The organism is Nocardia transvalensis NBRC 15921, from assembly GCF_000308875.1.
Classification (GTDB): Bacteria; Actinomycetota; Actinomycetes; order Mycobacteriales; family Mycobacteriaceae; genus Nocardia; species Nocardia transvalensis.
This window is the reverse complement of the sequence record NZ_BAGL01000078.1, coordinates 26,032-51,838: the sequence shown is the minus strand read 5'-3', so window position 1 is coordinate 51,838 and position 25,807 is coordinate 26,032. Positions and strand designations below refer to the sequence as shown.

Genomic DNA, 25,807 nt, shown 5'->3' with positions numbered 1-25,807 from the left:
TCCGGGGGAGGAACGCATCGCCCGGCGGCTCGGCTCCGGCGCCGAAGGCTGAGGCGGCGTATCGAAATCGCATCGGTTCGATACGTTGTCCTCGCTCGGTGTAGGACTCGGACCGTAGGCTGCGCTGCGAACCGCACAACCCTGATGCCGAACGGAGTACCGATGCGCACGGTGGACCTGGAACGCACCATCCAGGCGCCTGTAGGCGATGTGTTCGACTGGGTCACCGATGCGACGAACTTACAGCGCGCCCCGTTCGTGCGGCGGGTCACGCTGGTCCGCCCCGGGAACGTCGCCGAGCACGGCGTCGGCGCCGTACGCCTCGTGGTGACGCCGATGCTGCGAATGACGGAGGAGATCGTCGAATACGATCCCCCGCGCTTCCTGCGGTATCGGAGCCTGAATTCGTTTCCGCCCTTGCGATCCCAGGACGGGTCGCTGTGGTTCGACGAGGTCGAGGACGGCACCCGGGTGCGATGGCACGCCCAATTCGAGGTGGCGGCACCGCTTTTCGCCGATATGTACACCGCCGCGCTGGCGCCGATGGTGGCCATCGGCATCCATTCGGTACTCGCCACGGCCGAGCGCGAGTTGCGCCGCTAGCGCGGGCTACATCAGCTTGCGCATGAAATAGGTGTAGCGCAGTGCCGTGATCGTCGCCTGGTCGTCGATGTTCGTACTGCCGCGGTGGCCGCCGGTGGACGGTTCGTAGAACAGGTACGGAGCGCCGAACGACGCCAGCTTCGCCGCGAACTTCCGGGCGTGCTGCGGTCCGACGCGGTCGTCCTTGGTGGTCGTCCAGACGAACGGTTCCGGATACGCCGTACCCTGTTTCAGCTGCTCGTACGGGGAGATGGACGCCAGGAAGTCGCGCTGCTCGGGCACGTCCACGCTGCCGTACTCGCCGACCCAGGACGCGCCCGCGGCGATCTGCTCGTAGCGCAGCATGTCCAGCAGCGGGACGCCGATGTCGACGGCGTTCCACAGCTCCGGGTGCTGCGTGAACTCGACGCCCATGAGCAGTCCGCCGTTCGACCGCCCCGTGATGCCCAGCCGCTGTGGCGAAGTGATCTTACGGGCGACGAGATCCTTTCCCACGGCGGCGAAATCGTCGTAGGCGCGCTGGCGGTGGGTGGTCAGCGCGGCCTCGTGCCAGGCCGGGCCGAATTCGCCGCCGCCGCGAATATTCGCGAGCACGAGCGCGCCGCCGTGTCGGAGCCACAGCATGCCGAGGGTGGGCTCGTAATGCGGCGTCTGCGCGATCCCGAAGCCGCCGTAGGCGGTCAGGATCGTGGGAGTCGTGCCGTCGAGCGCCGTACCGGCCCGGTGCACGACGAAATACGGTACGACGGTGCCGTCCGGCGACGTCGCGTGCTGTTGTTCGACCACGTAGGGCGACGGATCGAATTGCGGTGGCGTGCTTTTCGCGACCTCGGCCCGAGCGGTGGTGGTGTCCAGCCGCCAGAGCGCGGGCGGCGTGAGGAACGAGTCGACCGTCAGATAGGCGAGGGCGCCGTGCGCATCGGTGGCCCCGGCGGTGACGGACGCGTTGTCCGGCAGGGCGACCGGCGCGGCCGCCCAGGTCCCGTCCGGCCGCGGGTGGTAGACGGTGACCTGGGCGCGCACATCGTGCAGGGCGGTCACGACGACGCCGTCGCGCGTGGCGGACACGTCCTGCAGGCTGTCCTGCGGGCCCGGCGTGTAGACCGCCGTGGCGCGGGGCTGGTCGCTGCCGAGATCGCCGGCGTCGAGCGAAACCAGCGATCCGGCGGGGAATTCCGTGCCCGCGGTGCTCCACTGCTGGTCGAGCTGGACGAGCAGGCGATTGCCCACCAGTCCGATCGGTGCGGACTTCGGCGGCAGTGCGATCCGCCGGAGACCCGTCGCGGTGATCAGGCTGTACTCGTGCTCGAAGAACGACGGCGAGCGCGCGACCAGCGATACGCGATGACCGTCGCCGTCCGCCGCGACCAGGGGCTCCGACCGCATGTCCGTCTTCTCGCCCCGGCTGACCTCGATGGCCGCCTCGAGCGGCTGCCCGCGCTGCCACGTCTTCACGACGTACGGATATCCGGAGGTGGTCAGCTCGCCCGGCTGCCATTCCCGCGAGACCAGGACGGTGTCGTCGTCGGACCAGCTGGTGAGCTGTTTGCCGCGGGGCAGGACGAAGCCGTCCGCCACGAAACGCCGCGTGTGGGTGTCGAATTCGCGGATCGTCGCGGCGTCCTCGCCGCCCTCGGAGAGCGAGATCAGGCAGTGCGATTCCGTGACGGGTGAACAGTCGGCGCCCTGCCAGACCCAGTTCTTCCCCTCGTCGCGGGCCAGCGCGTCGATGTCCAGCACGGTCACCCAATTCGGCTGGGCCGCTTCGTAGTCCGCGACGGACGTCTTGCGCCAGATGCCGCGGCCGTGGTCGGGATCCTGCCAGAAGTTGTAGACCTCGCCGTCGATGATCTTGGGCGTCGGCAGCCGGTCCGGGGATCGTCCCGCCTGCTGCGCGTCGTTCAGATTGGCCGCGAATCGCGGATCCTGTTGCAGGACTCCGAGAGTCTTGGTGTTCTCGCCCTCCACCCACGACGTGACGCGCGGGTTGCCCGACTCCTCCAGCCACCGGAAGGGATCATCGGGGGCCGAGGCGCCCCCGCAGGCGGTGAGCAGGATCGCCACCGATATCGGTGCGGCCCAGCGCGTCAGCTTCGTACCCGGACCAACCATAGTCCCCTCCCCGAGATCGGCTGTTCGGTCGAGTAAACCACGTCCGGGTGACAGCGCGCGGAAAAGAGCCGGGGCCGGGGAGGCGGTGCGCCTTCCCCGGCCCCGGCGATCCGACCCCTCGGGTCAGGGCAGCACCTGCGGAACCACGTCCGGGTTGGTGGCGCCGACCAGGGCGCCGATGAGGCCGCCGAGGATGGGGCCGCCCGATCCGGTCCAGAACCCCACGGCGGAACCGATCGCGGCGCCCGCGGCCGCGCCGTTCAGCACCGGGTCGGGGTACTGCGAATTCGGGTTGGTGGCGATGTCGTCGCTCTGCAGCGGAATGCCCGCCACCGGCGCGGCGGCCTGGCTGCCGGCCTCGGCGGAGGCGCCGCCGGCGAATACGACCGCCGCGGCCAGCGGAACGGCGGCGACCGCCACCACGCGAGTCGTCTTGACCAGAAGATTTCGAACCATGCTCATCCCTTGTCTGTCCACACCCGGCAAAGCACCGGGCGCCCAACATATGCGGTGCGACCGTATCGCCGCCGCCGAAGCGGCAATGACGAATGCATTTCCCGTCGACGGGAAGCGATTACTCGAGGGCGGTGAGGGCCATCCGGCGCAGAATCGGGCGGGCCCGGGTGGCCAGGGCGGCCGAGGCGCTGTGCGGGGTCGAGTTGATCAGGCCGAAGATGGCGTGGGCCTGAACGCGGGCGGTGGCCTCGGGCAGGCCCGGATGGATGCGGCACAGGACCGAGACCCAGATCTCCACGTACTGGCGCTGGGTCCGGCGCACCTGGCGGCGGGCCGACTCGGGGAGATTCTCCAGGTCGCGGTCCTGGATGCGGATGAGTTCCGGCTCGCCGAGGGCGAAGTCGAGATGGAAGTCGACGAGCCCGGACAGCGCATCCTGCGGCGAACCCGCTTGCGCGACAACCGCTTTGCCGCCCTCGAGCAGGCGCTGGCTGACCCCGACCAGCAACTCGACCAGCAGCGCCTCCTTGTTGGAGAAGTGGCGATACACCGCCGGGCCGCTGATACCGGCCGCCGCGCCCAGGTCGTCCAGCCGGACGCCCGGGAACCCGCGGTCGGCGATCAGGCGCGCTCCAGCCTCCAGCAGCTGTTGTCGGCGCTGTGCCTTCAGCTGTTCGCGGCGGGTGGGCGCGACCGCGTCACTGCTGGTCATCGCGCCTCCAGTGGTCGGGTATGGACATCTCAGTTAATGAAGGTTATCTTAAATTCCAGTTATTGGCGACTAACCGATCGGGCAGGACGGCGGTATGACGGTGACGCGGGACATGAGCGAAGCGCGCCCGGCCGAGGCCGGTCATCGCGCCGGCCATCTGGCGCTGGTGGAGGATCTGCGCGCGCGGCTGGCGGCGAATGCGCTCGGCGGCCCGGCCAAGGCGCGCGACCGGCACATCGCCCGGGGCAAACTGCTCCCGCGCGAGCGGGTCGACCGCCTGCTCGACCACGGCAGCCCGTTCCTGGAGCTGTCCGCGCTGGCCGCCACCGGCATGTACGGCGACGAGTGCCCGGGCGCGGGCATCATCAGCGGTATCGGGCGGGTGTCGGGGCGCGAGTGCGTGATCGTCGCCAACGACGCCACCGTCAAGGGCGGCACCTACTATCCGGTGTCGGTCAAGAAGCACCTGCGGGCGCAGGAGATCGCGCTCCAGAATCGCCTGCCCTGTATCTATCTCGTCGATTCCGGTGGCGCGCACCTGCCGCATCAGGACGACGTCTTCCCGGACCGCGAGCATTTCGGGCGCATCTTCTATAACCAGGCGACCATGAGTGCCCAGGGCATTGCGCAGATCGCCGCGGTCATGGGGTCGTGCACCGCGGGCGGCGCGTACGTGCCGGCGATGAGCGACGAGGCGGTCATCGTGCGCAACCAGGGCACCATCTTCCTGGGCGGCCCGCCGCTGGTGAAGGCCGCGACGGGCGAGGTGGTCACGGCCGAGGAACTCGGCGGCGGCGAACTGCACTCGCGGATCTCGGGCGTCACCGACCATCTGGCCGACAACGATCTCGACGCGCTGCGGATCGTGCGCGACATCGTGCGCACCCTGGGCCCGAAGGAGCCCACCCCGTGGCAGGTGTCGCCGCCGGTGGAACCCGTTGCGCCGCAGACGGATCTCTACGATGTCGTCCCGGTCGACCTGCGCACTCCCTACGACGTGCGCGAGGTGATCACCCGGATCGTCGACGGCGGCGACTTCTCGGAGTTCAAGGCCGAATACGGGCGCACCCTGGTCACCGGCTTCGCGCACATCCACGGCCATCCGGTCGGCATCGTCGCCAACAACGGCGTGCTGTTCGGCGAATCCGCGGTCAAGGGAGCGCATTTCATCGAGCTGTGCGACAAGCGCTCGATCCCGCTGGTCTTCCTGCAGAACATCACCGGCTTCATGGTCGGCCGCGACTACGAGGCGGGCGGTATCGCCAAGCACGGCGCGAAGATGGTCACCGCGGTCGCGTGCGCGCGGGTGCCGAAGCTGACGGTGGTGATCGGCGGCTCCTACGGCGCCGGCAACTACTCGATGTGCGGGCGGGCGTACTCCCCGCGCTTCCTGTGGATGTGGCCGAACGCCCGGATCTCGGTGATGGGTGGCGAACAGGCCGCGTCGGTGCTGGCCACCGTCCGGGGCGATCAGCTGGGCGAGGAGTGGGGCCCCGAGGAACAGGAGGCGTTCAAGGCGCCGATCCGCGAGCAGTACGAGCGGCAGGGCAACCCGTACTACTCCACGGCCCGGCTGTGGGACGACGGCGTGATCGATCCCGCCGACACCAGAACGGTGCTGGGACTTGCCCTTTCGGTCTGCGCGCAGGCGCCGCTCGAACCCGTTTCCTACGGCGTATTCCGGATGTGATGACGATGCTGCAGAATTCGCCCGTTCCGTTCGATACCGTCCTGGTCGCCAATCGCGGTGAGATCGCGGTCCGCGTCATGAAGACCTTGCGCGCCATGGGCATCCGGTCGGTCGCGGTGTACAGCGACGCGGATGCCGATGCCCGTCACGTGCGCGAGGCGGATGTCGCGGTGCGGCTGGGCCCCGCGCCCGCCCGCGAGAGCTATCTGAACATCGACCGCGTGGTCGACGCCGCGGTCCGCACCGGGGCACAGGCCGTGCACCCCGGATACGGCTTCCTGTCGGAGAATGCCGCGTTCGCCGCCGCGCTGGCCGAGGCGGGCGTCGTCTTCCTCGGCCCGCCCGCCCGCGCGATCGAGGTCATGGGCGACAAGATCGCCGCCAAGAACGCGGTCGCCGACTTCGGGGTCCCGGTCGTGCCCGGGATCGCCCGCCCGGAGCTGAGCGACGCCGAATTGATCGAGGCCGCAACGGATATCGGGTACCCCGTCCTGGTGAAGCCGTCCGCCGGCGGCGGCGGCAAGGGAATGCGCCTGGTCGAGGAGCCGGGGCAACTGGCCGACGCGCTGACGAGCGCCCGGCGCGAGGCGGCCTCCGCCTTCGGCGACGACACCCTGTTCCTGGAACGCTTCGTCACCCGGCCCCGGCACATCGAGGTGCAGATCCTCGCCGACCGCTACGGCCAGGTGCTGCATCTGGGCGAGCGCGAATGCAGCCTGCAGCGCCGCCACCAGAAGGTGATCGAGGAGGCGCCGTCGCCGCTGCTGGATGCCGCCACCCGGGCCCGGATCGGCACGGCCGCCTGCAATACCGCGCGCAGCGTCGACTACGTGGGCGCGGGGACGGTGGAGTTCATCGTGTCGGCCGACCGGCCGGACGAATTCTTCTTCATGGAGATGAACACCCGTCTCCAGGTGGAACATCCGGTCACGGAGATGATCACCGGCGTCGACCTGGTGGAGTGCCAGGTGCGCGTGGCCGCCGGTCAGAAGCTGGCCGTCGCGCAGGAGGACATCCGGCTGACCGGCCATGCCGTCGAGGCCCGCGTCTACGCCGAGGATCCGAGCCGCGACTTCCTGCCCACCGGCGGCACCGTGCTCGCGCTGTCCGAGCCGACCGGCGCGGGGGTGCGGGTGGATTCGGGCCTGCGGGCCGGTGCGGCGGTGGGCAGCGACTACGACCCGATGCTCTCGAAGGTCATCGCCTACGCGCCCGCGCGGGCCGAGGCCATCGCGAAACTCGATCGGGCACTGGCCGATACGCTCGTGCTGGGTGTGCGCACGAATACCGACTTCCTACGGTTCCTCCTGGCCGATGCCGACGTGATCGCGGGCCGTCTGGACACCGGGTTGCTGGATCGGCGGGCCGTGGACTTCCGCGCGGCCGAGGTTTCCGACGAGCAGTTCGTCGCCGCCGCCGTCCTGCGATGGCTGCGCGACTGGCCCGTCGGCGCGGCGGATCCGTGGGCGGTGCCGAACGGCTGGCGCCTGGGCGCGCACGCGCCCACCGCCATCCGGCTGACCAGCGGCGATCGCACCGCGCACGTATTCCTCACCGGCACACCGGCCGCCGCCGAGGTGCGGCTGGAGGACGGCGAATCGCGGTCCCTGGCAGCCGAACTCGACGGCGACACGCTGACACTCGCCCTGGACGGCGTGCGCGGGCGCTATCGCGTGGCCGAACACGACGGGCAGCTGTGGGTGGCCGACTCCGGCGGGGTCGCGGCGCTGCGCGAGGTGGCCGAGGCCGATCCCCGGGCCGATACGGCGGAGGCCGGTGACGCCGAGATCCGCAGCCCCATGCCGGGATCCGTGATCGCGCTGTCCGCCGACGCGGGGTCGGTGGTGGCGGCCGGTGATCCGGTCGTGGTCGTCGAGGCCATGAAGATGGAGCACACGCTGCGCGCTCCGATCGCGGGAACCGTCGAACTGCTGGTCGGCTCGGGCGCGCAGGTGCGCGTGGACGAGGTGCTCGCCCGCATCGTCCCGAACGAGCCGCCGGGCGGCGGGGAAACAGGAGCGGCGGAACAGCAATCCTCGAACACCGAACCGAAGGACGATCGCGCATGACCGACTTCCTCTCCACCGGCACCCTGCCCGCCGAATACCGGGACCTCGCGCTCACGGTGCGGGACTTCGCGCGGCAGGTGGTGGCGCCGGTCGCCGCGAAACACGATGCGGAACACAGCTTCCCGTACGAGGTCGTCGCCGGGATGGCCGATATGGGCCTGTTCGGGCTGCCGTTCCCGGAGGAGTACGGCGGCATGGGCGGCGACTACTTCGCCCTGTGCCTGGCGCTCGAGGAACTCGGCAAGATCGACCAGAGCGTGGCGATCACCCTGGAGGCGGGCGTCTCGCTGGGCGCCATGCCGGTCTACCGCTTCGGTAACGACAAGCAGAAGCAGGAATGGCTGCCGCAGTTGACCTCCGGGCGCGCGCTCGCCGCCTTCGGCCTCACCGAACCGGGCGCGGGCAGCGACGCCGGCGGCACCCGCACCACGGCCGTCCTGGACGGCGGCGACTGGATCATCAACGGCAGCAAGCAGTTCATCACCAACTCCGGCACCGATATCACGCGGCTGGTGACGGTGACCGCGGTGACCGGGCAGAACGACGGCAAGAAGGAGATCTCGACGATCCTCGTGCCGGCCGACACCCCGGGCTTCGTCGCCGAACCCGCCTACAACAAGGTGGGCTGGAACGCCTCCGACACCCACCCGCTGAGCTTCACCGATGTCCGTGTGCCGCAGGAGAATCTGCTCGGCGAGCGCGGCCGCGGGTACGCGAACTTCTTGCGCATTCTCGACGAGGGCCGGATCGCCATCGCGGCCCTCTCGGTCGGCGCGGCGCAGGGCTGCGTGGACGAGAGCGCCCGCTACGCACAGGAGCGCGAGGCGTTCGGCCGGCCGATCGGGCGCAACCAGGCCGTCGCCTTCAAGATCGCGCGGATGGAGGCCCGGGCGCACGCCGCGCGCACCGCCTATTACGACGCGGCGGCGCTCATGCTGGCGGGTAAGCCGTTCAAGAAAGAGGCGGCGATCGCCAAACTCGTCGCCAGCGAGGCGGCCATGGACAATTCCCGGGACGCCACCCAGATTTTCGGCGGCTACGGGTTCATGAACGAATATGCTGTGGCCCGGCACTATCGTGACAGCAAGATTCTGGAAATCGGCGAGGGCACCACGGAAGTGCAGCTGATGCTGATCGGACGGGAGCTGGGCCTGTGAGTGAATTGCGCAGGGTGGTTCAGCGCGGCCTGTGGTACGAGGAATTCGAGACCGACGTGCTGTACGAGCACCGTCCCGGCCGCACCATCACCGAGGCCGACAACGTCCTGTTCACCACCATGACGATGAATACGCAGGCGCTGCACCTCGACGCGGCGTTCGCCGAGACGCAGGAGCCGTTCCAGCAGCGGCTGGTGAATTCGATGTTCACGGTGTCGACGCTGATCGGCCTGTCGATCACGCAGCTGACCCAGGGCACCCTGGTGGGGAATCTCGGCTTCTCCGAGATCGCCTTCCCGAAGCCGCTGTTTCACGGCGACACCTTGTACGCCGAGACCGTCGTCACCGAGAAACGCGAATCCAAGAGCCGCCCGGGGGAGGGGATCGTGACATTGGCGCACACCGGCCGCAACCAGCACGGCGACGTGGTGGTGACCGCGATACGCAAGACCCTCGTCCGGAAGAGGCCGTCGTGACGTGGGAGATGCCGGGCCCCGCGTGGCTGTTCTGCCCGGCCGACCGCCCCGAACGCTTCGACAAAGCGGCCACCGCCGCCGATGTCGTCATTCTCGATCTGGAAGACGGTGTCGCACCGGCCGACAAGCCCGCCGCGCGGCGGGCGCTGCTGGAGCAGCCGCTGGATCCGGAGCGGACCGTGATCCGGGTGAACGCGGCCGGGACCGACGAGCACACCCTCGACCTGAAGACGCTCGTCGACACCGGGTACCGGCGCATCATGCTGCCGAAATGCGAAGGGGTCGAACAGATCGCGAGTATGACCGAGTGCGAGGTGATCGCGCTGATCGAATCGCCGCACGGCGCGCTGACCGTCGGCAACGCCCTGCACGTCGACAATGCGATCGGTGTCATGTGGGGCGCGGAGGACCTGGTCGCCGCGATGGGCGGCACCTCGAGCCGGCACGCCGACGGGAGCTATCGGGATGTGGCGCGCCACGTGCGCTCGACCACGCTGCTGGCGGCAAAGGCGCATGGCAAGTTCGCGCTGGACTCGGTGTACCTCGACATCCGTGACACCGACGGGCTGCGCGCGGAATCCGACGACGCGGTCGCGGTGGGTTTCGAGGCCAAGGTGGCGATCCACCCGAGCCAGATCCCGGTGATCCGCGCCGCGTACCGCCCGTCGCCCGACGAGGTGTCCTGGGCGCGCCGCCTGCTCGCGGAGGCGCCGAACAACCGGGGCGTCTTCGTCTTCGAGGGCCGTATGGTCGACGGGCCGCTCATCCGGCACGCCGAGCACATCCTGCACCGGGCCGGGCCGGATAGGGAGGTCTGAGACAGTGGTGGAGCCGCAGTGGGTCCCGAGTGAGCAGGATGTCGCCGGCGCGCGGGTGACCGATTTCGCGCGGTTCGCCGCCGCGCGGACGGGCCTGGAATTCCCCGACTACCACTCGCTGTGGCGGTGGTCGGTCGACGATCTGTCCGGTTTCTGGGGCGGGCTGTGGGAGTACTTCGGACTCGGCGAGCCGCCGGAACGGGTGCTGGACGGGACCGAGATGCCGGACGTGCGGTGGTTCCCGGGCGTCCGGCTCAACTATGTCGACCAGGTGGTGCGGCAGGCGCGCACCGACCGCCCCGCGATCGTGTACGCGGCCGAGGACGGATCGCTGACCGAACTGTCGTGGGCCGAACTGCTCGGGCGCACAGCGGCATTCGCGGGTGTGCTGCGCGCGCAGGGCGTCGAGCCGGGCGACCGGGTGGCCGGGTACCTGCCGAATATCCCCGAGGCGATCATCGCTTTTCTCGCCACGGCGAGCCTGGGGGCCGTGTGGAGCGCCTGCGGCCAGGACTACTCGGCGAAGGCGGCCCTCGACCGGCTGGGTCAGCTCGAACCCGTGGTGCTGGTGACGGCCGACGGATACCACTACGGCGGTAAGGCCCACGACAAGACCGGCGATATCGCCACCCTCCGCGCCGGGCTGCCGACGCTGCGGGCCGCGGTCGTGGTGTCGCGGCTCGGTGGCGCGGTGCCGAATTCGCTGAACTGGGCGGAGATCACCGAGCCGGGCGATGCCGAGATCGATACCGGGAAGGTCGATTTCGACCACCCGCTGTGGGTTCTCTACTCTTCGGGCACCACCGGCCTGCCCAAGGGGATCGTGCACGGTCACGGCGGCGTGCTGCTGGAGCATCTCAAAGCCGTTGCCCTGCAATCCGATATCGGCCGTGACGACACCTTCTTCTGGTACACCAGCCCCAGCTGGATGATGTGGAACTTCCAGGTCGCCGGGTTGCTGGTGGGCGCGACCATCGTCTGCTACGACGGCAATCCGGCCCATCCCGCGCCGGATGCGCTGTGGGATATCGCCGCTCGGACCGGGACCACGGTGCTGGGCAGCAGTCCCGGATATGTGCTGGGCTGTATCAAGGCCGGGGTGGCGCCGAAGGACGAGCACGATCTGTCGGCGCTGCGGACCGTCGGGATCACCGGGTCGTCGCTGCCGCCGTCGTCGTCACTGTGGTTGCGCGACAACGTCGGTGAGCGGGTGCAGGTCTCCTCGCTGAGCGGTGGGACGGATGTGGTGTCGGCGTTCATCGGCGGCGTGCGCACGGTGCCGGTGTGGCCCGGGGAGCTGTCGGCGCCGTATCTCGGTGCGGCCGTGGACGCCTGGGATCCGACGGGCCATCCGATCCGCGACGAGGTCGGTGAGCTGGTCCTCACCCGGCCGATGCCGTCGATGCCGGTCAAGTTCTGGAACGATCCGGACGGATCCCGGTATCGCGGTGCTTATTTCGAGATGTTCCCGGGTGTGTGGCGGCACGGCGACTGGATCACCATTACCGACCACGGGAGCATCGTCGTGCACGGGCGGTCCGATTCGACGTTGAACCGCCACGGGATTCGCATGGGGTCGGCCGATATCTACCAGGCGGTGGAGCGGCTCCCCGAGATCGCCGAGGCCCTGGTGATCGGCGCGGAACAGCCCGACGGCGGCTACTGGATGCCGCTGTTCGTCGTGCTCGCCGAGGGCGTTGACCTGACCGACGAGGTGCGCAGGCGCATCACCGAGACCATCCGCACCGAGGCCTCTCGCCGCCACGTCCCCGACGAGATCATCGTCGCCCCCGGCATCCCGCACACCCGCACCGGCAAGAAACTCGAGGTCCCGATCAAACGCCTCTTCCAGGGCGCGGATCCGGCGCGCGTGGTGGAACGCACCGCCGTCGACAACCCGGACCTGCTCGACTGGTACGCCGCGGTCAAGCCGAAGTTCTGACACCGCCGGTAGCGAGGTAGGTCGGGTCGGCCGTCGTGAGGCGGCCGTCGGTCATCGTGTGGATCGCGTCCATGCGGTGGAGGTGGGTGTGGTCGTGGGTGACCAGGACCGTGGCGGCGCCGTGGTCGCGGGCGACTCGGAGGATGAGATCGATGACGGCGGCGCCGCGTTCGGTGTCGAGGGCGCTGGTGGGTTCGTCGACGACCAGCAGGGCCGGGTCGTTCATGAGGGCGCGGGCGATGTTCACTCGTTGGCGCTGACCGCCGGAGAGCTGGGCGGGACGTTTGTGCTCGTGTGCGGACATGTCGACCGCCGCGAGGAGATCCCTTGCCTTCGCACGTGTTTCGCGACGAACCCGGGAGGAGGCGAACAGTCGTCGGCCCAGGTGCGCCATGGCCTCCAACTGCTCGACAGCGGTCAGGGCGGGGAGGAGATTCGGCTGCTGGAACACGATGCCGATCTCCGTGCGGCGCAGGGCGGCGGCGGTGCCCCGGTCGAGGGTCGCGAGATCCACACCGCCGTCGGCGGTTTCGAGGATCACCCGTCCGGAATCGGGACGGATCAGGGTCGACAGCACGGCCAGCAGGCTGGATTTACCGGACCCGGACGGGCCGGTGACGGCGGCGATCTGCCCGCCGTCGACCCGGAGGTGCACGTGGTCGAGTGCGGTGAGGCGGCTGTCGCCGTCGGGATAGGTGAGGGTGACGTCGGTGGCCGTGAGCGAGGTGGACAACGAAAACTCCTGTACCGCAAATAATGTCAGCGTGATTGGTTGAGGGCGGTGAGCGGGTCGGCGGTGACGAGGAAGCGCAGGGCGCAGGCGGCTCCGATCAAGCCCAGGACGATCAGCGCCGCCGCCGGGAGGAGCGTCGTCGTGGGATCGAGGACGAACGGCAGGGCGTCGCCGAGGAACGCGCCCGCCGCGGCCGTGATCCCGACCCCGAGCGCGACACCGGCGAGCAGCACGATCAGCGCCTGTCCCAGCGCATCCCGCGCCAGCGATCCGGTGGTGGCGCCCAGCGCCTTCAGGACGGCGATGTCCGGAGTGCGCTGGATCGTCCAGACCGTGAAGAAGGCCCCGATCACCAGGGCGGAGATCGCGAACAGCAGGACCGTCATCAGCGTCAGCGAACCGTTCTCGGCCTGATAGGAACTCAGCGCCGACAGCGCGTCCTTCCTCGCGGTGGAGGTGGTGTGCGCGGCCGCGTTCGCGGCGTCGAGGTCGGGGATGTGCGAGACCAGCAGCACGGTGGCCGCGCCGCCCCGGGGCTCGACGGACCGCCAGTCCGGCAGCGTCATCCACACGACCGGGGTGTGGCTGTACCAGTCGTCGCCGCCGATCGACGCGACGGTGAAGGTCCCGGTCCCGAGCGAGACGCGGTCGCCGGGCGCGGCGGACAGTTGCTGTGCCGCCCGCTCGCTGAGCGCGACGGTCCCGGTTGCTATGTGATTGCCGAAGGCGTCGCCCTCGGTACCGAACAGGGCCACCCCGGTGGGCGCGGAGCCGTCGGCGGAAGCTTGGCCGCGGCCGATACCCACCGGCTCGACCACCCCGCCCGTATCCCGCCACGCCCGGACCTGATCCGCCGACAGCGCCGAGGAGTCGTAGGACGGCGAGCCCCCGGTGTCGGCGAAGACGACCGCGTCACCGGTCATCTTGTCGAGGGCGGAGACGTTCTGGTGTGCCAGGCCGGCCGTGAGGCCGCTGAGGAAACTCACCAGCAGCGCGACCATGACGACTACCAGGGTGATGAGCAGAAAGCGACCGCGTGCGGCGCGGAGATCGCGGAGGGCGACGAACATGGTTCCAGCCTGTCGCGATCGCGGTCGCCGGCCATCGCGAGAGCGGACCACAATCCGCACTGCCGATGATGGGCGGCCGAATACAACCTTCGATGGATGCCGCGCGGATAACCCCGCATAAGCTGGCAGACGTGCACCGTTCGCCCCTGACCCCCGTCTTCGCGGCATTGCAGCTCGGGCTGCACGCGCTGATGGTGGCGCTGGCCGCGGTGGTGGTGGGGCGCGCCATGGTGCCCGGCGAGGAGCACCGGTGGGGCGTGGTCGTCCTCGCGGTGCTGTTCATCGCCGCCTACTTCGCCGGGTCGGTGCTGCGCGGGCGGCCGGTGGCGGCGCGGGTGTGGCTGGGCGTGCTGACCGTGCTGTGGCTGGGGCTGGTAGCGCTCGAGCCGTACGCCGTGTATCTCGTCTTCGGGCTGTTCTTCCTGTATCTGCATCTGCTGCCGCGGTTTTGGGGCGCGGTGGCGGTGGCGGCCGCGACGGCGGCCGCGGTGGTCGGCTTCGCGCTGCATCGCGGCTGGACCATCGGCGGCGTGGTGGGGCCGCTGCTCGGGTCGCTGGTCGCGGTCGCGATCGGCCTGGGCTATCAGGCGCTGTTCCGGGAGGCGGCCGACCGGCAGCAGCTGATCGACGAATTGCTCGCCGCCCGTGCGACACTCGCCGATCAGGAGCGCACCGCGGGTAAGCTCGCCGAACGGCAGCGGCTGGCGCAGGAGATCCACGACACCGTGGCCCAGGGGTTGTCGAGCATCCAGCTGCTGTTGCACGCGGTCGAGCGGTCCGCTCCGGAACATCCCGGGCTGCAACAGATCCGGCTCGCCCGCGAGACGGCGGCGGAGAATCTCGCCGAAACCCGCCAGCTCATCGCCGCACTCACCCCGGCCGTCCTGGACGGGCAATCGCTGACCGAGGCGCTGGATCGGGTGGCGCAGCGCGCCGAAACCCCAGGGCTGCATACCCAGATGCTGGTGGAGGGCGTTCCGGAGCGGCTGCCGATGCCGATCGAGGCGGCGCTGGTGCGGGTGGCGCAGGGCGCGGTATCCAACGTCGTCCGGCACGCGCGGGCCGACCGGATGCGGATCACCCTCACCTACGCCGACGACGCCGTGCACATGGACGTGGTCGACGACGGAATCGGTATCGACCCCGCGGTTTTCGCGCGCGGCACCTTCGGGCTCAACGCCATGCGCAGCCGGGTCGAGGAGCAGGGTGGGAGTATGAGCGTGGAGTCCGAACCCGGGCACACCGCCGTGACCGTCACGTTCCCGCTGGAGGATTCGCCATGATCCGCCTGCTGCTCGCCGACGACCACGCCATCGTCCGCGCCGGATTGCGGGCGCTGCTGGATTCGGGCGAGGACGTCGAGGTGGTCGGCGAGGCCGCGACCGCGGAGGAGGCCGTCGCCTTCTGCGCCACAACAGAAGTCGACCTGGTCCTGATGGATCTCCGCTTCGGGCCGGGCAGGTCGGGCGTGGACGCGACCGCCGCCCTGCGCGCCCTGCCCCGTTCTCCGAACGTGCTGGTGGTGACGAACTACGACACCGACGCCGATATCCTCGGCGCCATCGAGGCCGGCGCCTGCGGCTACATCCTCAAGGACACCCCGCCCGCCGAACTGCTGGCCGCGGTGCGCGGCGCGGCGGCGGGGGAGAGCGTGCTGTCGCCGTCGGTCGCCTCCAAACTCATGACCCGGGTCCGCAAACCCGACACCACCCTGAGCCCCCGGGAAATCGAGGTGCTGCGGCTGGTCGCCGACGGACATTCCAATCGCGAGATCGGCAAACGCCTGTTCCTCAGCGAGACCACCGTGAAATCCCATCTGGTGCATATCTATTCGAAGCTCGGGGTGAAGTCGCGGACATCGGCGGTGGCGCGGGCGCGGGAGCGTGGCGCCATTTAGGGCGTGTGCTGGCCGATTCCGGGGAGACCTGGTCGTAGGCTGGCACGCATGGCCGACATCACCGATCCTCGCGTGCGCGAATTCCTGTCCCACGGCACGCGCACCGGCAAGCTCGCGTTCGTGGCCAAGGACGGCCGTCCTGTCATCAACCCGGTGTGGTTCATCGTCGAGGGCGATGAACTGGTGTTCAACACGGGTAAGGACACGGCCAAGGGCCGGGCGGTCGCCCGCGACCCGCGCGTGGCGCTGTGTGTCGACCTGGAGGAGCCCCCGTTCGGGTACCTGCAGGTCCAGGGCACCGTCACCATTTCCGAGGACCCCGAAGAGCTGGTGCGCACCGCGACCGCCATCGCCGGCCGGTACATGGGCGCCGACCGGGCCGAGGAGTTCGGCAAGCGCAACGGCGTGCCGGGTGAGCTGGTGGTCCGGCTGCGGCCCACCAAGATCCTCGGCGGATTCGATATGACCGGCTAGCTCACGCTGCCGGTCCGGTGATGCGAGTGCGTGCCTACACTCGCGGAATGACCGTGCACTTCATCGGGGCGGGGCCGGGGGCCGCGGATTTGCTGACGGTGCGAGCCGTGCGGATGCTGGGGGAGTCCGCGGTGTGTCTGTACGCGGGGACCTACCTGGACGCCGAGGTGCTGGGGCACTGTGCCGCGGGGGCCGAACTGGTGGATACGCAGGGGCTGGATCTCGATCAGATCATCGGGCACTGCGAGCGGGCGCATGCGGAGGGGAAGGATGTCGCTCGGCTGTGCTCGGGGGATCCGTCCGTGTATTCGGCGCTCACCGAGCAGACCCGGCGGCTGGACGCGGCGGGCATCCCGTGGGATGTCACGCCGGGGGTGCCCGCCTACGCGGCCGCGGCCGCCCTGCTCGGTACCGAGCTGACCGTGCCGGAGCTGGTGCAGTCGGTGGTGCTGACCCGGACCCACGCGCGCTCCACCGCCATGCCGGAGTCCGAGGCGCTCGCGAGCTTCGCCAGGACCGGGGCCACCCTTGCGTTGCATCTGGCCATCACCCGTATCCGGCCGCTCGCCGCGGAGTTGTCGGCCGAGTACGGCAGTGACTGCCCGGTCGCCGTGGTCTATCGCGCGAGCCGGCCTGATCAGCTCGTTCTGCGGGCCACCCTCGCCGATATCGCCGACCGGGTCGAGGCGGCCGGACTGCGCCAGGCCGCGATCATCCTGGTCGGACGGGCGCTGGCCGGCTCCGGCGGCTGCGCCCAGTCCCATCTCTACGACCCGGCTCGGGACCGCGGACATCTGTCCGACGCGAGGAACGGGCGCGAGTAGAACAGCAATGTCGGGCTCATGCGTGCACACGTCGCAAGGTGGAATCGAGCACAGCGGACCGGCGGCACGGATCCCGGTGTGATCACTCGCTCACCCCGGACCCGTATGGGGCCTTGACCGGAGGCGCGCGGCGTCTCCGAGCCCGTCGGCACGCGTGCGCCGAGCGCCTCGAACGCGGCAATCCGGGCGGCGTGAGTGTGCTGTCGAGGCCCCGACCCGCGCATTCGGCGGTCCTGGCGGAGGTGCGGTAGATTGCTTCCCTTGCCCTTGGGCCGTGGCGGAAGGTGGGCCGGAGGGGCGGAAAAGTCGAACTCCCATGATGCTCAACGGCTATGACCCTTTTTGGTCAGCGGGCCGGAGCGGGCGGTAGATTGGTTCGGTGGTCAGCAGTGAGGTTCGGCGAGTGGGCGATCCGGGTCCGGTGGGTGTGGTCGGGCCCATGTAACAAGATCGGCCTGACCAACGGATACGTCCAATGAACATTTTTGTCTGATTGAGTTTCGAAGTGAGCCCCGACCGTCGGACGACACGCTGGGACAGGTGAGCGTCGGCGTCGGTGTGCCATCGGGGAGCGCTGCACGGTGTTCCGGAAGTGAGGTTGACGGTTGGACCGGCTGGATTTCGGCGGAAACGGCGAAGCTGGCAGCGAGGTGACGCCCACGCCGGTTTCGGGGGACGAACTCTTCCCGCTCTCGCCGGCGCAGCTCGGTATCTGGTATGCCCAGGCGCTGGATCCGCAGGTGCCGATCAATATCGCCCAGTACGTCGACCTGCACGGCGACCTGGACCGTGAGATCCTGCGCCGGGCGTGCATCGACTCCTCCGAGGAACTCGATTCGGGCTTCATGTGCCTGGCCGAGCGTGACGGCGAGCCGATGCAGTACATCGACCCGACCATCCCGGACCGGGACGAGATCGTCTACCTCGACCTGCGGGGCGAAGAGGACCCCGAGGCGACCGCGCAGGAGTGGATGCGCGCGGAGTACAGCCGCCCGCTGAACCTGCTCACCGACCGTCTCATCCGGCTCGCGGTCCTGCAGCTGAGCGACGACCACTGGTTCTGGTACCTGCGCGCGCACCACATCGTGCTCGACGGCTTCAGCGCCATGAACTACCTGAACCGCGCGTGCGAGCTGTACACGGCCTACCTCGAGGGCGTCGAGCCGAAGCCCTACAAGCCGACCAAACTCCGTGAGCTGGTCCGCTCCGAATTCGAATACCGCGAGAGCACCCGCTTCCAGGGCGACCGCGAGCACTGGGCGAAGCGCGTCGAGGGCCTCGAGGAGGGGTCGAGTCTGGTCGGGCGTTCGGCGGCCCCCGCGCCCCTCAACGGGGTCGCGAGCGCGGCGCTGTCGCCGGAGCAGACGGAACTGCTGGATGCGGCCGTCCAGCGGCACGACTCGTCGCCCGCGGCCCTGCTGCTGGCCGGTTTCGCGGCGTACCTGGCGCAGTGGACCAGCAGCGAGGAAGTGATCCTGAGCCTGCCGGTGACCGCGCGCACGACCGCGATCATGCGGCGCTCCGGCGGCGTCTCGTCCAATATCGTGCCGCTGCGGTTGCCGGTCGGATACCGGACCACCGTCGCCGATCTGCTGAAGTCGGTCACCGTCGAGGTGTCCGGCGCGCTGCGGCACCAGCGCTACCGGCACGAGGACATCCGGCGCGACAGCGCGGACGGCGCGGCGGTCACCAAGGAATTCTTCGGTCCGTGGGTCAACATCATGTTGTTCCAGGACGAGGTGGCCCTGGGCCCGGTGGTCGGGCACATGCACGTGCTGTCGACCGGCTCCATCGAGGACCTCGGTGTCAATTTCTACCAGTCGATGGGCGGGACGGTCTCCCACATCGACTTCGAGACCAACCCGAATCTCTACACCGAAGACGAAGCGCGGCAGCATCATTCGCGGTTCCTGGAGTTCTTCGACCGGTTCCTGGCGGCCGACGCCGAGCAGGTGCTGTGGGAACTGCCGATCACTACGGAATCGGAACTGGACCGCACCCTGGCGGAGTGGATCGACTCCGACCACGAGGTGCCCGATACGACCCTGACCGCCCTGCTGGACGACCGGATCGCGGCGAGCCCCGACGCGGTCGCGCTCGAATTCGAGGGCGCGACACTGACCTACGCCGAATTCGGCGCCCGGGTCAACCGGCTCGCCCGTGCGCTGATCGCCGATGGCGTCGGCCCGGAATCGCTTGTCGCCCTGGGTATGCGGCGTTCGCTCGAACTCGTGATCGGCATGCACGCGGTGCTGAGGACCGGCGGCGCGTACGTGCCGATCGACCCGGACCATCCGGCCGAGCGCACCGCCTACATTCTCGAATCCGCCTCTCCGGTCTGCGTTCTCACCGTCTCCACCGACGACGTGGAGTTGCCGGAGTCGGTGCGGCGGGTGGAGATCGACACCCTCGACACCGCCGGCTTCTCCGAGGCCGCGATCACCGACGACGAGCGCTCGGCCCCGCTGCTGCCGGGCAACACCGCCTACGTCATCTACACCTCCGGCTCCACCGGACGGCCCAAGGGCGTGGCGGTCACGCACCGCGCGATCGTCAACCAGCAGCTGTGGATGCTGGACGAGTACCGGCTGACCGGCGACGACGTCTACCTGCAGAAGACCGCGACCACCTTCGACGTCTCGCTGTGGGGCTACTTCCTGCCCCTGCTCGTGGGCGCGAAACTCGTGATCGCGACCCCGGACGGGCATCGCGATCCGGTCTACGTGGCCCAGGCCATCGAGCGGCACGGCGTGACCGTGACCGACTTCGTGCCGTCCATGCTGACGGTGTTCGTCTCGCACGCCACCCCCGACCAGATCGCCTCGCTGCGTGCGGTATTCGTCATCGGTGAGGCACTGCCGCCGGAGACGGCCGCCGGATTCCGGGCCATCAGCTCGGCGGGCCTGCACAACCTCTACGGCCCCACCGAGGCCGCCGTCTCGGTGACCTATTGGGAGGCCACCGAATCCGACACCACGACGGTGCCGATCGGTATTCCCGAATGGAATGTCGAAGCCTACGTGCTGGATTCGCGGCTGCGTCCCGCCGCGATCGGCGCACCCGGTGAGCTGTACCTGGCCGGTCGCCAGCTGGCCCGCGGCTACCTCGGCCGCCCGGACCTGACCTCGGATCGCTTCGTCGCGAGTCCGCTCTCGGTGCCGGGTGCTCGTATGTACCGCACCGGCGACCTGGTGCGCTGGAACGACTCCGGAGCCCTCGAATACATCGGCCGCACCGACTTCCAGGTGAAGTTCCGCGGCCAGCGCATCGAACTCGGCGAGATCGAGACCGACCTGCTGGCCCATCCCGCGGTGAGCCAGGCCGTGGTGCTGGTGGCCGACACCGCCACCGGTCAGCAGCTGGTCGCGTATGTCGTTCCTGCCCGGGGCCTGTCCGCCGATCCCGCCGAACTCACCCGGTTCGTCGCGGAGAAGCTGCCCGCCTACATGGTGCCGGCCTCGATCATGGTGCTGGACGCGCTGCCGCTGAACACCTCCGGCAAGCTGGATCGGAAGGCATTGCCGGAGCCGGTGTTCAGCGCCGACGCCGCCGGCTACCGCGCACCCCGCAACCAGGTCGAGGAGATCGTCGCGGGCGTCTTCGGCGATGTGCTCGGGCACGAGCGCGTCGGCATCGACGACAACTTCTTCGACCTCGGCGGCAACTCGCTGGTCGCCACGCAGGTGGTCGCGCGGATCTCCGCGGCCTTCGGCATCCAGCTGGGTGTGCGCGCGCTGTTCGAGACACCGACCGTGGCCGCGCTCGCGGTGCGCGTCGAATCCGCCACGCCCGCAAGCGTTTCCCGCCCGCCGCTGGTGGCGCAGCCGCGTCCGGAGCGGGTGCCGCTGTCGCTGGCGCAGCAGCGGATGTGGTTCATCAACCAGTTCGACCCGACGGTCCCGACCTACAACCTGCCGTTCGTGGTGCGGCTGCGCGGCAAGGTCGACCTGAGCGCGTTGCAGGCCGCCCTGCTGGATGTGATCGCCCGCCAGGAGTCGCTGCGCACGATCTTCCCGGAGTCCGAGGACGGCGGCTACCAGCGGGTGCTGCCGATCGAGGCGGTCGATCTCGGCATCGAGATGCGGGAGACCGACGAGTCGACGCTGGCGGCCGCGCTCGCCGATTTCGCCTCGACCGGCTTCGACGTCTCCCGTGATCTGCCGATCCGGGTCCGGGTGCACCGGGTGCTCGGGACCGGGGACGAGGACCACTACGCGGTGGCCTTCGTCGTGCATCACATCGCGGCCGACGGCTTCTCGTTCGGGCCGCTGGCGCGCGACGTGGCCGCCGCCTACCTGCCGCGCGCCGCCGGGCAGACTCCGGCGTGGTCGCCGCTGCCGGTGCAGTACGCCGACTTCAGCCTGTGGCAGCGCGAACTGCTCGGCGCCGAGACCGACCCGGATTCCATTGCCTCCCGGGAGATCTCGTACTGGCACCGCGCGCTGGCGGGCCTGCCGGATCAGCTGGATCTGCCCACCGACCGGCCGCGGCCGCCGGTGCAGAGCTTCCGGGGTAGCCGGATCACCTTCGACATCGATCCGGCGATGCACGCGCAGCTGTCGAACCTCGCACGCGCGCAGGGCGTCTCGCTGTTCATGGTGTTGCACGCTGCGCTGTCGGTGCTGCTGGCCCGGCTGTCGGGCACCGAGGACATCGCGATCGGCAGCCCGGTCGCCGGTCGTGGCGAGCAGGCCCTCGACGACCTGATCGGCATGTTCGTCAACACCCTCGTGCTGCGCAGCGAGGTGGACGGCGCCGAGCGGTTCACCGAATTCCTCGACCGCACCCGCGATGCGGACCTGTCCGCCTTCGCGAACGCCAACGTGCCGTTCGAGCGCCTGGTCGAGGTGCTCAACCCGGCCCGCTCGCAGGCGCGGCATCCGCTGTTCCAGGTGATGCTGTCGTTCCAGGAGCTGTCGCACGCCACCATGGAGATGGCGGGGCTGACGGTCTCGGCCGAGGAACTCGACGTCGACATCGCCAAGTTCGATCTGCAGTGGACCCTCACCGAGGGTCGCGGCGCACAGGGCGAACTCGAGGGCATCTCGGTCGTGGTGTCCTACGCCACCGATCTGTTCGACGCGGCCACGGTCGCCGAATTCGGCCGCCGCTACCTGCGGCTGCTCACCGCCGTCATCGCCGATCCGGCCACCGCGGTCGGCGATATCGACCTGCTCGACGAGGCCGAGCACGGCAAGGTGCTCGAGACGTGGAACGCCACCGCGGCCGAGGTCGACACCACCGCGACGCTGGTATCGCTGTTCGAGGAGCAGGCCGCCCGCACCCCGGACGCGACCGCGCTCACGTACGAGGGGACGAGTCTGTCCTACGGCGAGTTCGCCGATCGGGTGCACCGGCTGGCCCGGCACCTGATCGCCCTCGGCGCGGGCCCGGATTCGACTGTCGCGCTGGGGATGCGGCGCTCGATCGACCTGCTGGTCGGCATGTATGCCACGGTCGTGGCGGGCGGCGCGTACGTGCCGCTGGATCCGGACCACCCGATCGACCGCACCCGCTACATCCTCGACACCGCGCAGCCGATCTGCGTGCTGACGACCGCCCAGGACGCCGAGGACCTGCCCGGCGACACGGGCCTGGAGCACCTCGAGATCGACCGGCTGGACCTGTCCGGCGTCGACGGCGCGCCGCTGACCGACGCGGAACGCGCTGCGCCGCTGCGGCCTTCGAATATCGCGTACGTGATCTTCACGTCCGGATCGACGGGGCGGCCGAAGGGCGTCGCGGTCTCGCATGCCGCGATCGTGAACCGCCTCGTGTGGATGCAGTCGGAGTACGGCCTCACCGCCGACGACACCGTATTGCAGAAGACCCCGGCGACGTTCGACGTGTCGGTGTGGGAGTTCTTCTGGCCGTTGCAGATCGGTGCGCGGCTGGTGATCGCGCGGCCGGACGGCCATCGCGATCCGTCCTATCTGGCGCAGGTGATCGCCGCGGAGTCGGTGACGACCGCCCACTTCGTGCCGTCGATGCTCTCGGTGTTCGTGACCGAGATCGCCTCGCCGGGAAGCGCTTCCGCGGAATCGTCGCTGCGCACGGTGTTCTCCTCGGGCGAGGCGTTGCCCGCGGCGACGGCGCAGCGACTGATCGAGCTGACGGGCGCCCGCCTGCACAACCTGTACGGCCCAACCGAGGCCGCGGTCGACGTCACCTATCACGAGGTGACCGCCGCGGACCTGGTGTCGGTGCCGATCGGCCGCCCGGTCGCGAATACCGCTCTGTACGTTCTGGATTCGCGCCTGCACCCGGTCGCACCGGGTGTCGCGGGTGAGCTGTATCTCGCGGGCGCGCAGCTGGCGCGCGGGTACGTGGGCCGCCCGGATCTGACCGCGGATCGCTTCGTGGCGAGTGCGTTCGGAGATGGCGAGCGGCTGTACCGCACCGGCGACCTGGTGCGGTGGACCGCCGACGGCGAACTCGAATACATCGGCCGCACCGACTTCCAGGTGAAGCTGCGCGGCCTGCGCATCGAACTCGGTGAGATCGAATCCGCCCTCACGGCAATCGAATCCGTCGCCGCGGCGGTGGCCATGGTGCGCACGGACAACCGGCTGGGCGATCAGCTCGTCGGCTACCTGACCCCGACGGCCGGCGAGGTCGACGTGGACGCGGTGCGCGCGGAGCTGTCCGCCGCGCTGCCCGCGTACATGGTGCCGACGGCATTCGTGGTGCTCGACGCGTTCCCGCTCAACTCCTCCGGCAAGGTGGACCGCCGCGCGCTGCCCGCCCCGGTGTTCGAGCTGCGCGAATTCCGCGCCCCGACAACGCCGATCGAGGAGATCGTCGCCCAGATCTTCGGCGACGTCCTCGGCATCGACCGCGTCGGCATCGACGACGACTTCTTCGACCTCGGCGGCAACTCGCTCACCGCCACCCAGGTCGCCTCCCGCATGGGCATCGCGCTCGATACGCGGGTGCCCGTGCGCATGCTGTTCGAGGCCACGACCGTCGGCGCCCTCGCGGCCCGGGTCGAATCGCATGCCGGGGACGGCGCGCGCAAGGCGCTGGTGGCCCGCGAGCGGCCGGAGGAGGTGCCGCTGTCGCTGGCTCAGCAGCGCATGTGGTTCCTCAACCGCTACGACACCGCCTCGGCGGTCAACAACATCCCGGTCGCCATCCGGCTGTCCGGTGAACTCGATGTGGCGGCACTGCAGGTCGCGGTCATCGACGTGATCGACCGGCACGAATCGCTGCGCACGGTCTTCCCGGAGACCGGCGCCGCGCCGGTCCAGCTGGTGCTCGACGCGGCCCAGATCGTCCCGGACCTGACCCCGGTCCCGGTGACCGAGCACAACCTGATCGCGCACCTGATCGAGCTGGCCTCGATGGCGTTCGACGTCACCAGCGAGGTGCCGCTGCACGCCCGGCTGTTCGAGATCAGCGAGTCGGAATACGTGCTCGGGATGGTGGTGCACCACATCTCGGCCGACGGCTGGTCGATGGGACCGCTGGCCCGCGACGTCATGGTCGCCTACGCGGCGCGCACGATGTGGGAGCAGCCGACCTGGTCGGAGCTGCCGGTGCAATACGCCGACTACGCGCTGTGGCAGCGCGAGATGCTGGGCTCGGAGGACGATCCGGCGTCGCTGATCTCCGACCAGATCCGGTACTGGCAGCGCGAACTCGCCGATCTGCCGGACGAGCTGGTCCTGCCCGCCGATCGCCCGCGCCCGGCCGTGGCGTCCTACCGCGGCGGCGTGCACTCGTTCGTGATCGCGCCCGGCACCCAGGCCCGGTTGCTGGAACTCGGCCGCCGGCACAACGCCTCGCTGTTCATGGTGATGCACAGCGCGCTGGCCGTGCTGCTGGCGCGGCTGTCGGGCAGCTCCGATATCGCCATCGGCACGCCGGTCGCGGGTCGTGGCGAGGCCGCCCTCGACGACCTGATCGGCATGTTCGTCAACACGCTCGTGCTGCGCACGGACGTCGACGGCGCCGAGACCTTCGTGCAGTTGCTGGGCCAGGCCCGCAATACCGACCTGCAGGCGTTCGCGCACGCCGACGTGCCCTTCGAGCGGCTGGTGGAGGTGCTCAACCCCGCGCGCTCGCAGGCGCGGCACCCGCTGTTCCAGGTGGCGCTGTCGTTCGAGAACCTGCCGGAGAACACCTTCGAACTGCCCGGATTGCGGGTCTCCACGGTCGATTTCGAGGTCGACACCGCGAAATTCGATCTGGCGCTGACCCTTCGGGAGGCCGGGCAGGGGTCCGACGGCGGCATGCTGGGCGAGATCTCCTTCGCCCGTGACCTGTTCGACGACGGGACCGTGCAGGAGTTCGCGTCCCGCTTCATGCGGCTGCTGGAAGCGATCATCGAGCGGCCCGAGCTGCCGGTCGGTGAGCTGGAGATCCTGGCGGATGCCGAGCGTGCCGAACTGCTCGGCCGCACCGGCGGTCCGGCCGTGCCGCCGAGCACCCTGCCGGAGCTGCTGGCGGCGGCCGCCGCCAGCAACCCGCAGGGGCAGGCGGTCGTCTTCGCGGGCGAATCGATCACCTACGCCGAGCTGGACGAGTCCTCCGCGCGGCTGGCGCGGGCGCTGATCGCCCGCGGCGCCGGGCCGGATGTCATTGTGGCCGTGGCCGTTCCGCGGTCGATCGAGCAGATCCGGGCGGTGTGGGCGGTGGCCCGCGCCGGAGCCGCGTTCCTGCCGGTCGATCCCGCGTACCCGAGCGACCGCATCACGCACATGATGTCGGATTCCGGTGCGCGGCTGGGTATTACGCTCACCGCCCAGGTGGACGCGCTGCCGCCGATCGCG

17 protein-coding genes (1 of these 17 cut by a window edge) are annotated in these 25,807 nt (G+C 69.7%); 12 read left to right on the top strand and 5 right to left on the bottom strand.

What is annotated here, in order from left to right; all coding sequences use genetic code 11:
• The first annotated feature begins 162 nt into the window (after nt 1-162).
• A complete protein-coding gene (locus ON41_RS27515) occupies nt 163-603 on the top strand; it encodes an SRPBCC family protein (protein ID WP_040750775.1) in 441 nt (146 codons plus the stop codon).
• A 6-nt stretch (nt 604-609) separates the two neighbouring features.
• On the opposite strand, the gene ON41_RS27510 is transcribed toward ON41_RS27515, so the two are convergent.
• From ON41_RS27510 to ON41_RS27500, 3 genes are all read right to left on the bottom strand, one after another.
• Complete coding sequence (locus ON41_RS27510; RefSeq protein ID WP_051162621.1) at nt 610-2,715, bottom strand: prolyl oligopeptidase family serine peptidase; 2,106 nt, start codon at nt 2,713-2,715, stop codon at nt 610-612.
• A 123-nt stretch (nt 2,716-2,838) separates the two neighbouring features.
• The gene (locus ON41_RS27505; protein ID WP_157185642.1) at nt 2,839-3,171 is read right to left on the bottom strand and encodes a hypothetical protein; all 333 of its coding nucleotides are present in this window, start codon (nt 3,169-3,171) and stop codon (nt 2,839-2,841) included.
• A gap of 118 nt (nt 3,172-3,289) precedes the next feature.
• Nucleotides 3,290-3,883: an SACE_7040 family transcriptional regulator gene (locus tag ON41_RS27500; RefSeq protein WP_040750757.1), complete on the bottom strand. Its 594-nt coding sequence runs from the start codon at nt 3,881-3,883 to the stop codon at nt 3,290-3,292.
• A gap of 94 nt (nt 3,884-3,977) precedes the next feature.
• Between ON41_RS27500 and ON41_RS27495 the strand changes: the two genes are divergently transcribed.
• Genes ON41_RS27495 through ON41_RS27470 form a run of 6 tightly spaced genes read left to right on the top strand, consistent with a single transcriptional unit; the run spans nt 3,978 to nt 12,035 of the window.
• Nucleotides 3,978-5,573, top strand: a complete 1,596-nt coding sequence (locus ON41_RS27495) for a carboxyl transferase domain-containing protein (protein ID WP_174411368.1) — start codon at nt 3,978-3,980, stop codon at nt 5,571-5,573.
• Nucleotides 5,574-5,578: 5 nt separating this feature from the next.
• Nucleotides 5,579-7,642, top strand: a complete 2,064-nt coding sequence (locus tag ON41_RS27490; protein WP_085995829.1) for an acetyl-CoA carboxylase biotin carboxylase subunit — start codon at nt 5,579-5,581, stop codon at nt 7,640-7,642.
• Entirely contained in the window at nt 7,639-8,799 is a 1,161-nt protein-coding gene (locus tag ON41_RS27485; RefSeq protein ID WP_040750755.1) for an acyl-CoA dehydrogenase family protein, read from the top strand. The genes ON41_RS27490 and ON41_RS27485 overlap by 4 nt, the downstream gene beginning before the upstream one ends.
• On the top strand, nt 8,796-9,275 hold the full coding sequence (locus tag ON41_RS27480; RefSeq protein WP_040750754.1) for a MaoC family dehydratase: 480 nt from the start codon (nt 8,796-8,798) through the stop codon (nt 9,273-9,275). Before ON41_RS27485 ends, ON41_RS27480 begins: the two co-directional genes overlap by 4 nt.
• Nucleotides 9,272-10,093: an HpcH/HpaI aldolase/citrate lyase family protein gene (locus ON41_RS27475; RefSeq protein ID WP_040750753.1), complete on the top strand. Its 822-nt coding sequence runs from the start codon at nt 9,272-9,274 to the stop codon at nt 10,091-10,093. The genes ON41_RS27480 and ON41_RS27475 overlap by 4 nt, the downstream gene beginning before the upstream one ends.
• A gap of 4 nt (nt 10,094-10,097) precedes the next feature.
• The gene (locus tag ON41_RS27470) at nt 10,098-12,035 is read left to right on the top strand and encodes an acetoacetate--CoA ligase (protein ID WP_040750752.1); all 1,938 of its coding nucleotides are present in this window, start codon (nt 10,098-10,100) and stop codon (nt 12,033-12,035) included.
• Here ON41_RS27470 and ON41_RS27465 read toward each other — a convergent pair.
• Together ON41_RS27465 and ON41_RS27460 are read right to left on the bottom strand one after the other, a co-directional pair.
• Nucleotides 12,019-12,768, bottom strand: coding sequence for an ABC transporter ATP-binding protein (locus ON41_RS27465; RefSeq protein ID WP_051162618.1), 750 nt, complete (start codon nt 12,766-12,768; stop codon nt 12,019-12,021). The genes ON41_RS27470 and ON41_RS27465 overlap by 17 nt on opposite strands.
• Nucleotides 12,769-12,794: 26 nt before the next feature.
• On the bottom strand, nt 12,795-13,838 hold the full coding sequence (locus tag ON41_RS27460; protein WP_040750751.1) for an ABC transporter permease: 1,044 nt from the start codon (nt 13,836-13,838) through the stop codon (nt 12,795-12,797).
• A gap of 131 nt (nt 13,839-13,969) precedes the next feature.
• On the opposite strand from ON41_RS27460, the gene ON41_RS27455 reads away from it, so the two are divergent.
• The 5 genes from ON41_RS27455 to ON41_RS27435 all read left to right on the top strand — a co-directional run.
• On the top strand, nt 13,970-15,121 hold the full coding sequence (locus tag ON41_RS27455; RefSeq protein ID WP_174411367.1) for a sensor histidine kinase: 1,152 nt from the start codon (nt 13,970-13,972) through the stop codon (nt 15,119-15,121).
• Complete coding sequence (locus ON41_RS27450; RefSeq protein ID WP_040750749.1) at nt 15,118-15,735, top strand: response regulator; 618 nt, start codon at nt 15,118-15,120, stop codon at nt 15,733-15,735. The genes ON41_RS27455 and ON41_RS27450 overlap by 4 nt, the downstream gene beginning before the upstream one ends.
• A gap of 48 nt (nt 15,736-15,783) precedes the next feature.
• The gene (locus ON41_RS27445) at nt 15,784-16,209 is read left to right on the top strand and encodes a PPOX class F420-dependent oxidoreductase (RefSeq protein WP_040750748.1); all 426 of its coding nucleotides are present in this window, start codon (nt 15,784-15,786) and stop codon (nt 16,207-16,209) included.
• A gap of 47 nt (nt 16,210-16,256) precedes the next feature.
• Complete coding sequence (gene cobM / locus ON41_RS27440) at nt 16,257-17,033, top strand: precorrin-4 C(11)-methyltransferase (protein ID WP_040750747.1); 777 nt, start codon at nt 16,257-16,259, stop codon at nt 17,031-17,033.
• A gap of 605 nt (nt 17,034-17,638) precedes the next feature.
• The coding region annotated (locus tag ON41_RS27435) for a non-ribosomal peptide synthase/polyketide synthase (RefSeq protein ID WP_040750746.1) crosses the window boundary (this coding region is incomplete at its 3' end): on the top strand, nt 17,639-25,807 show 8,169 of its 34,200 nt. Its footprint extends 26,031 nt past the window's final position.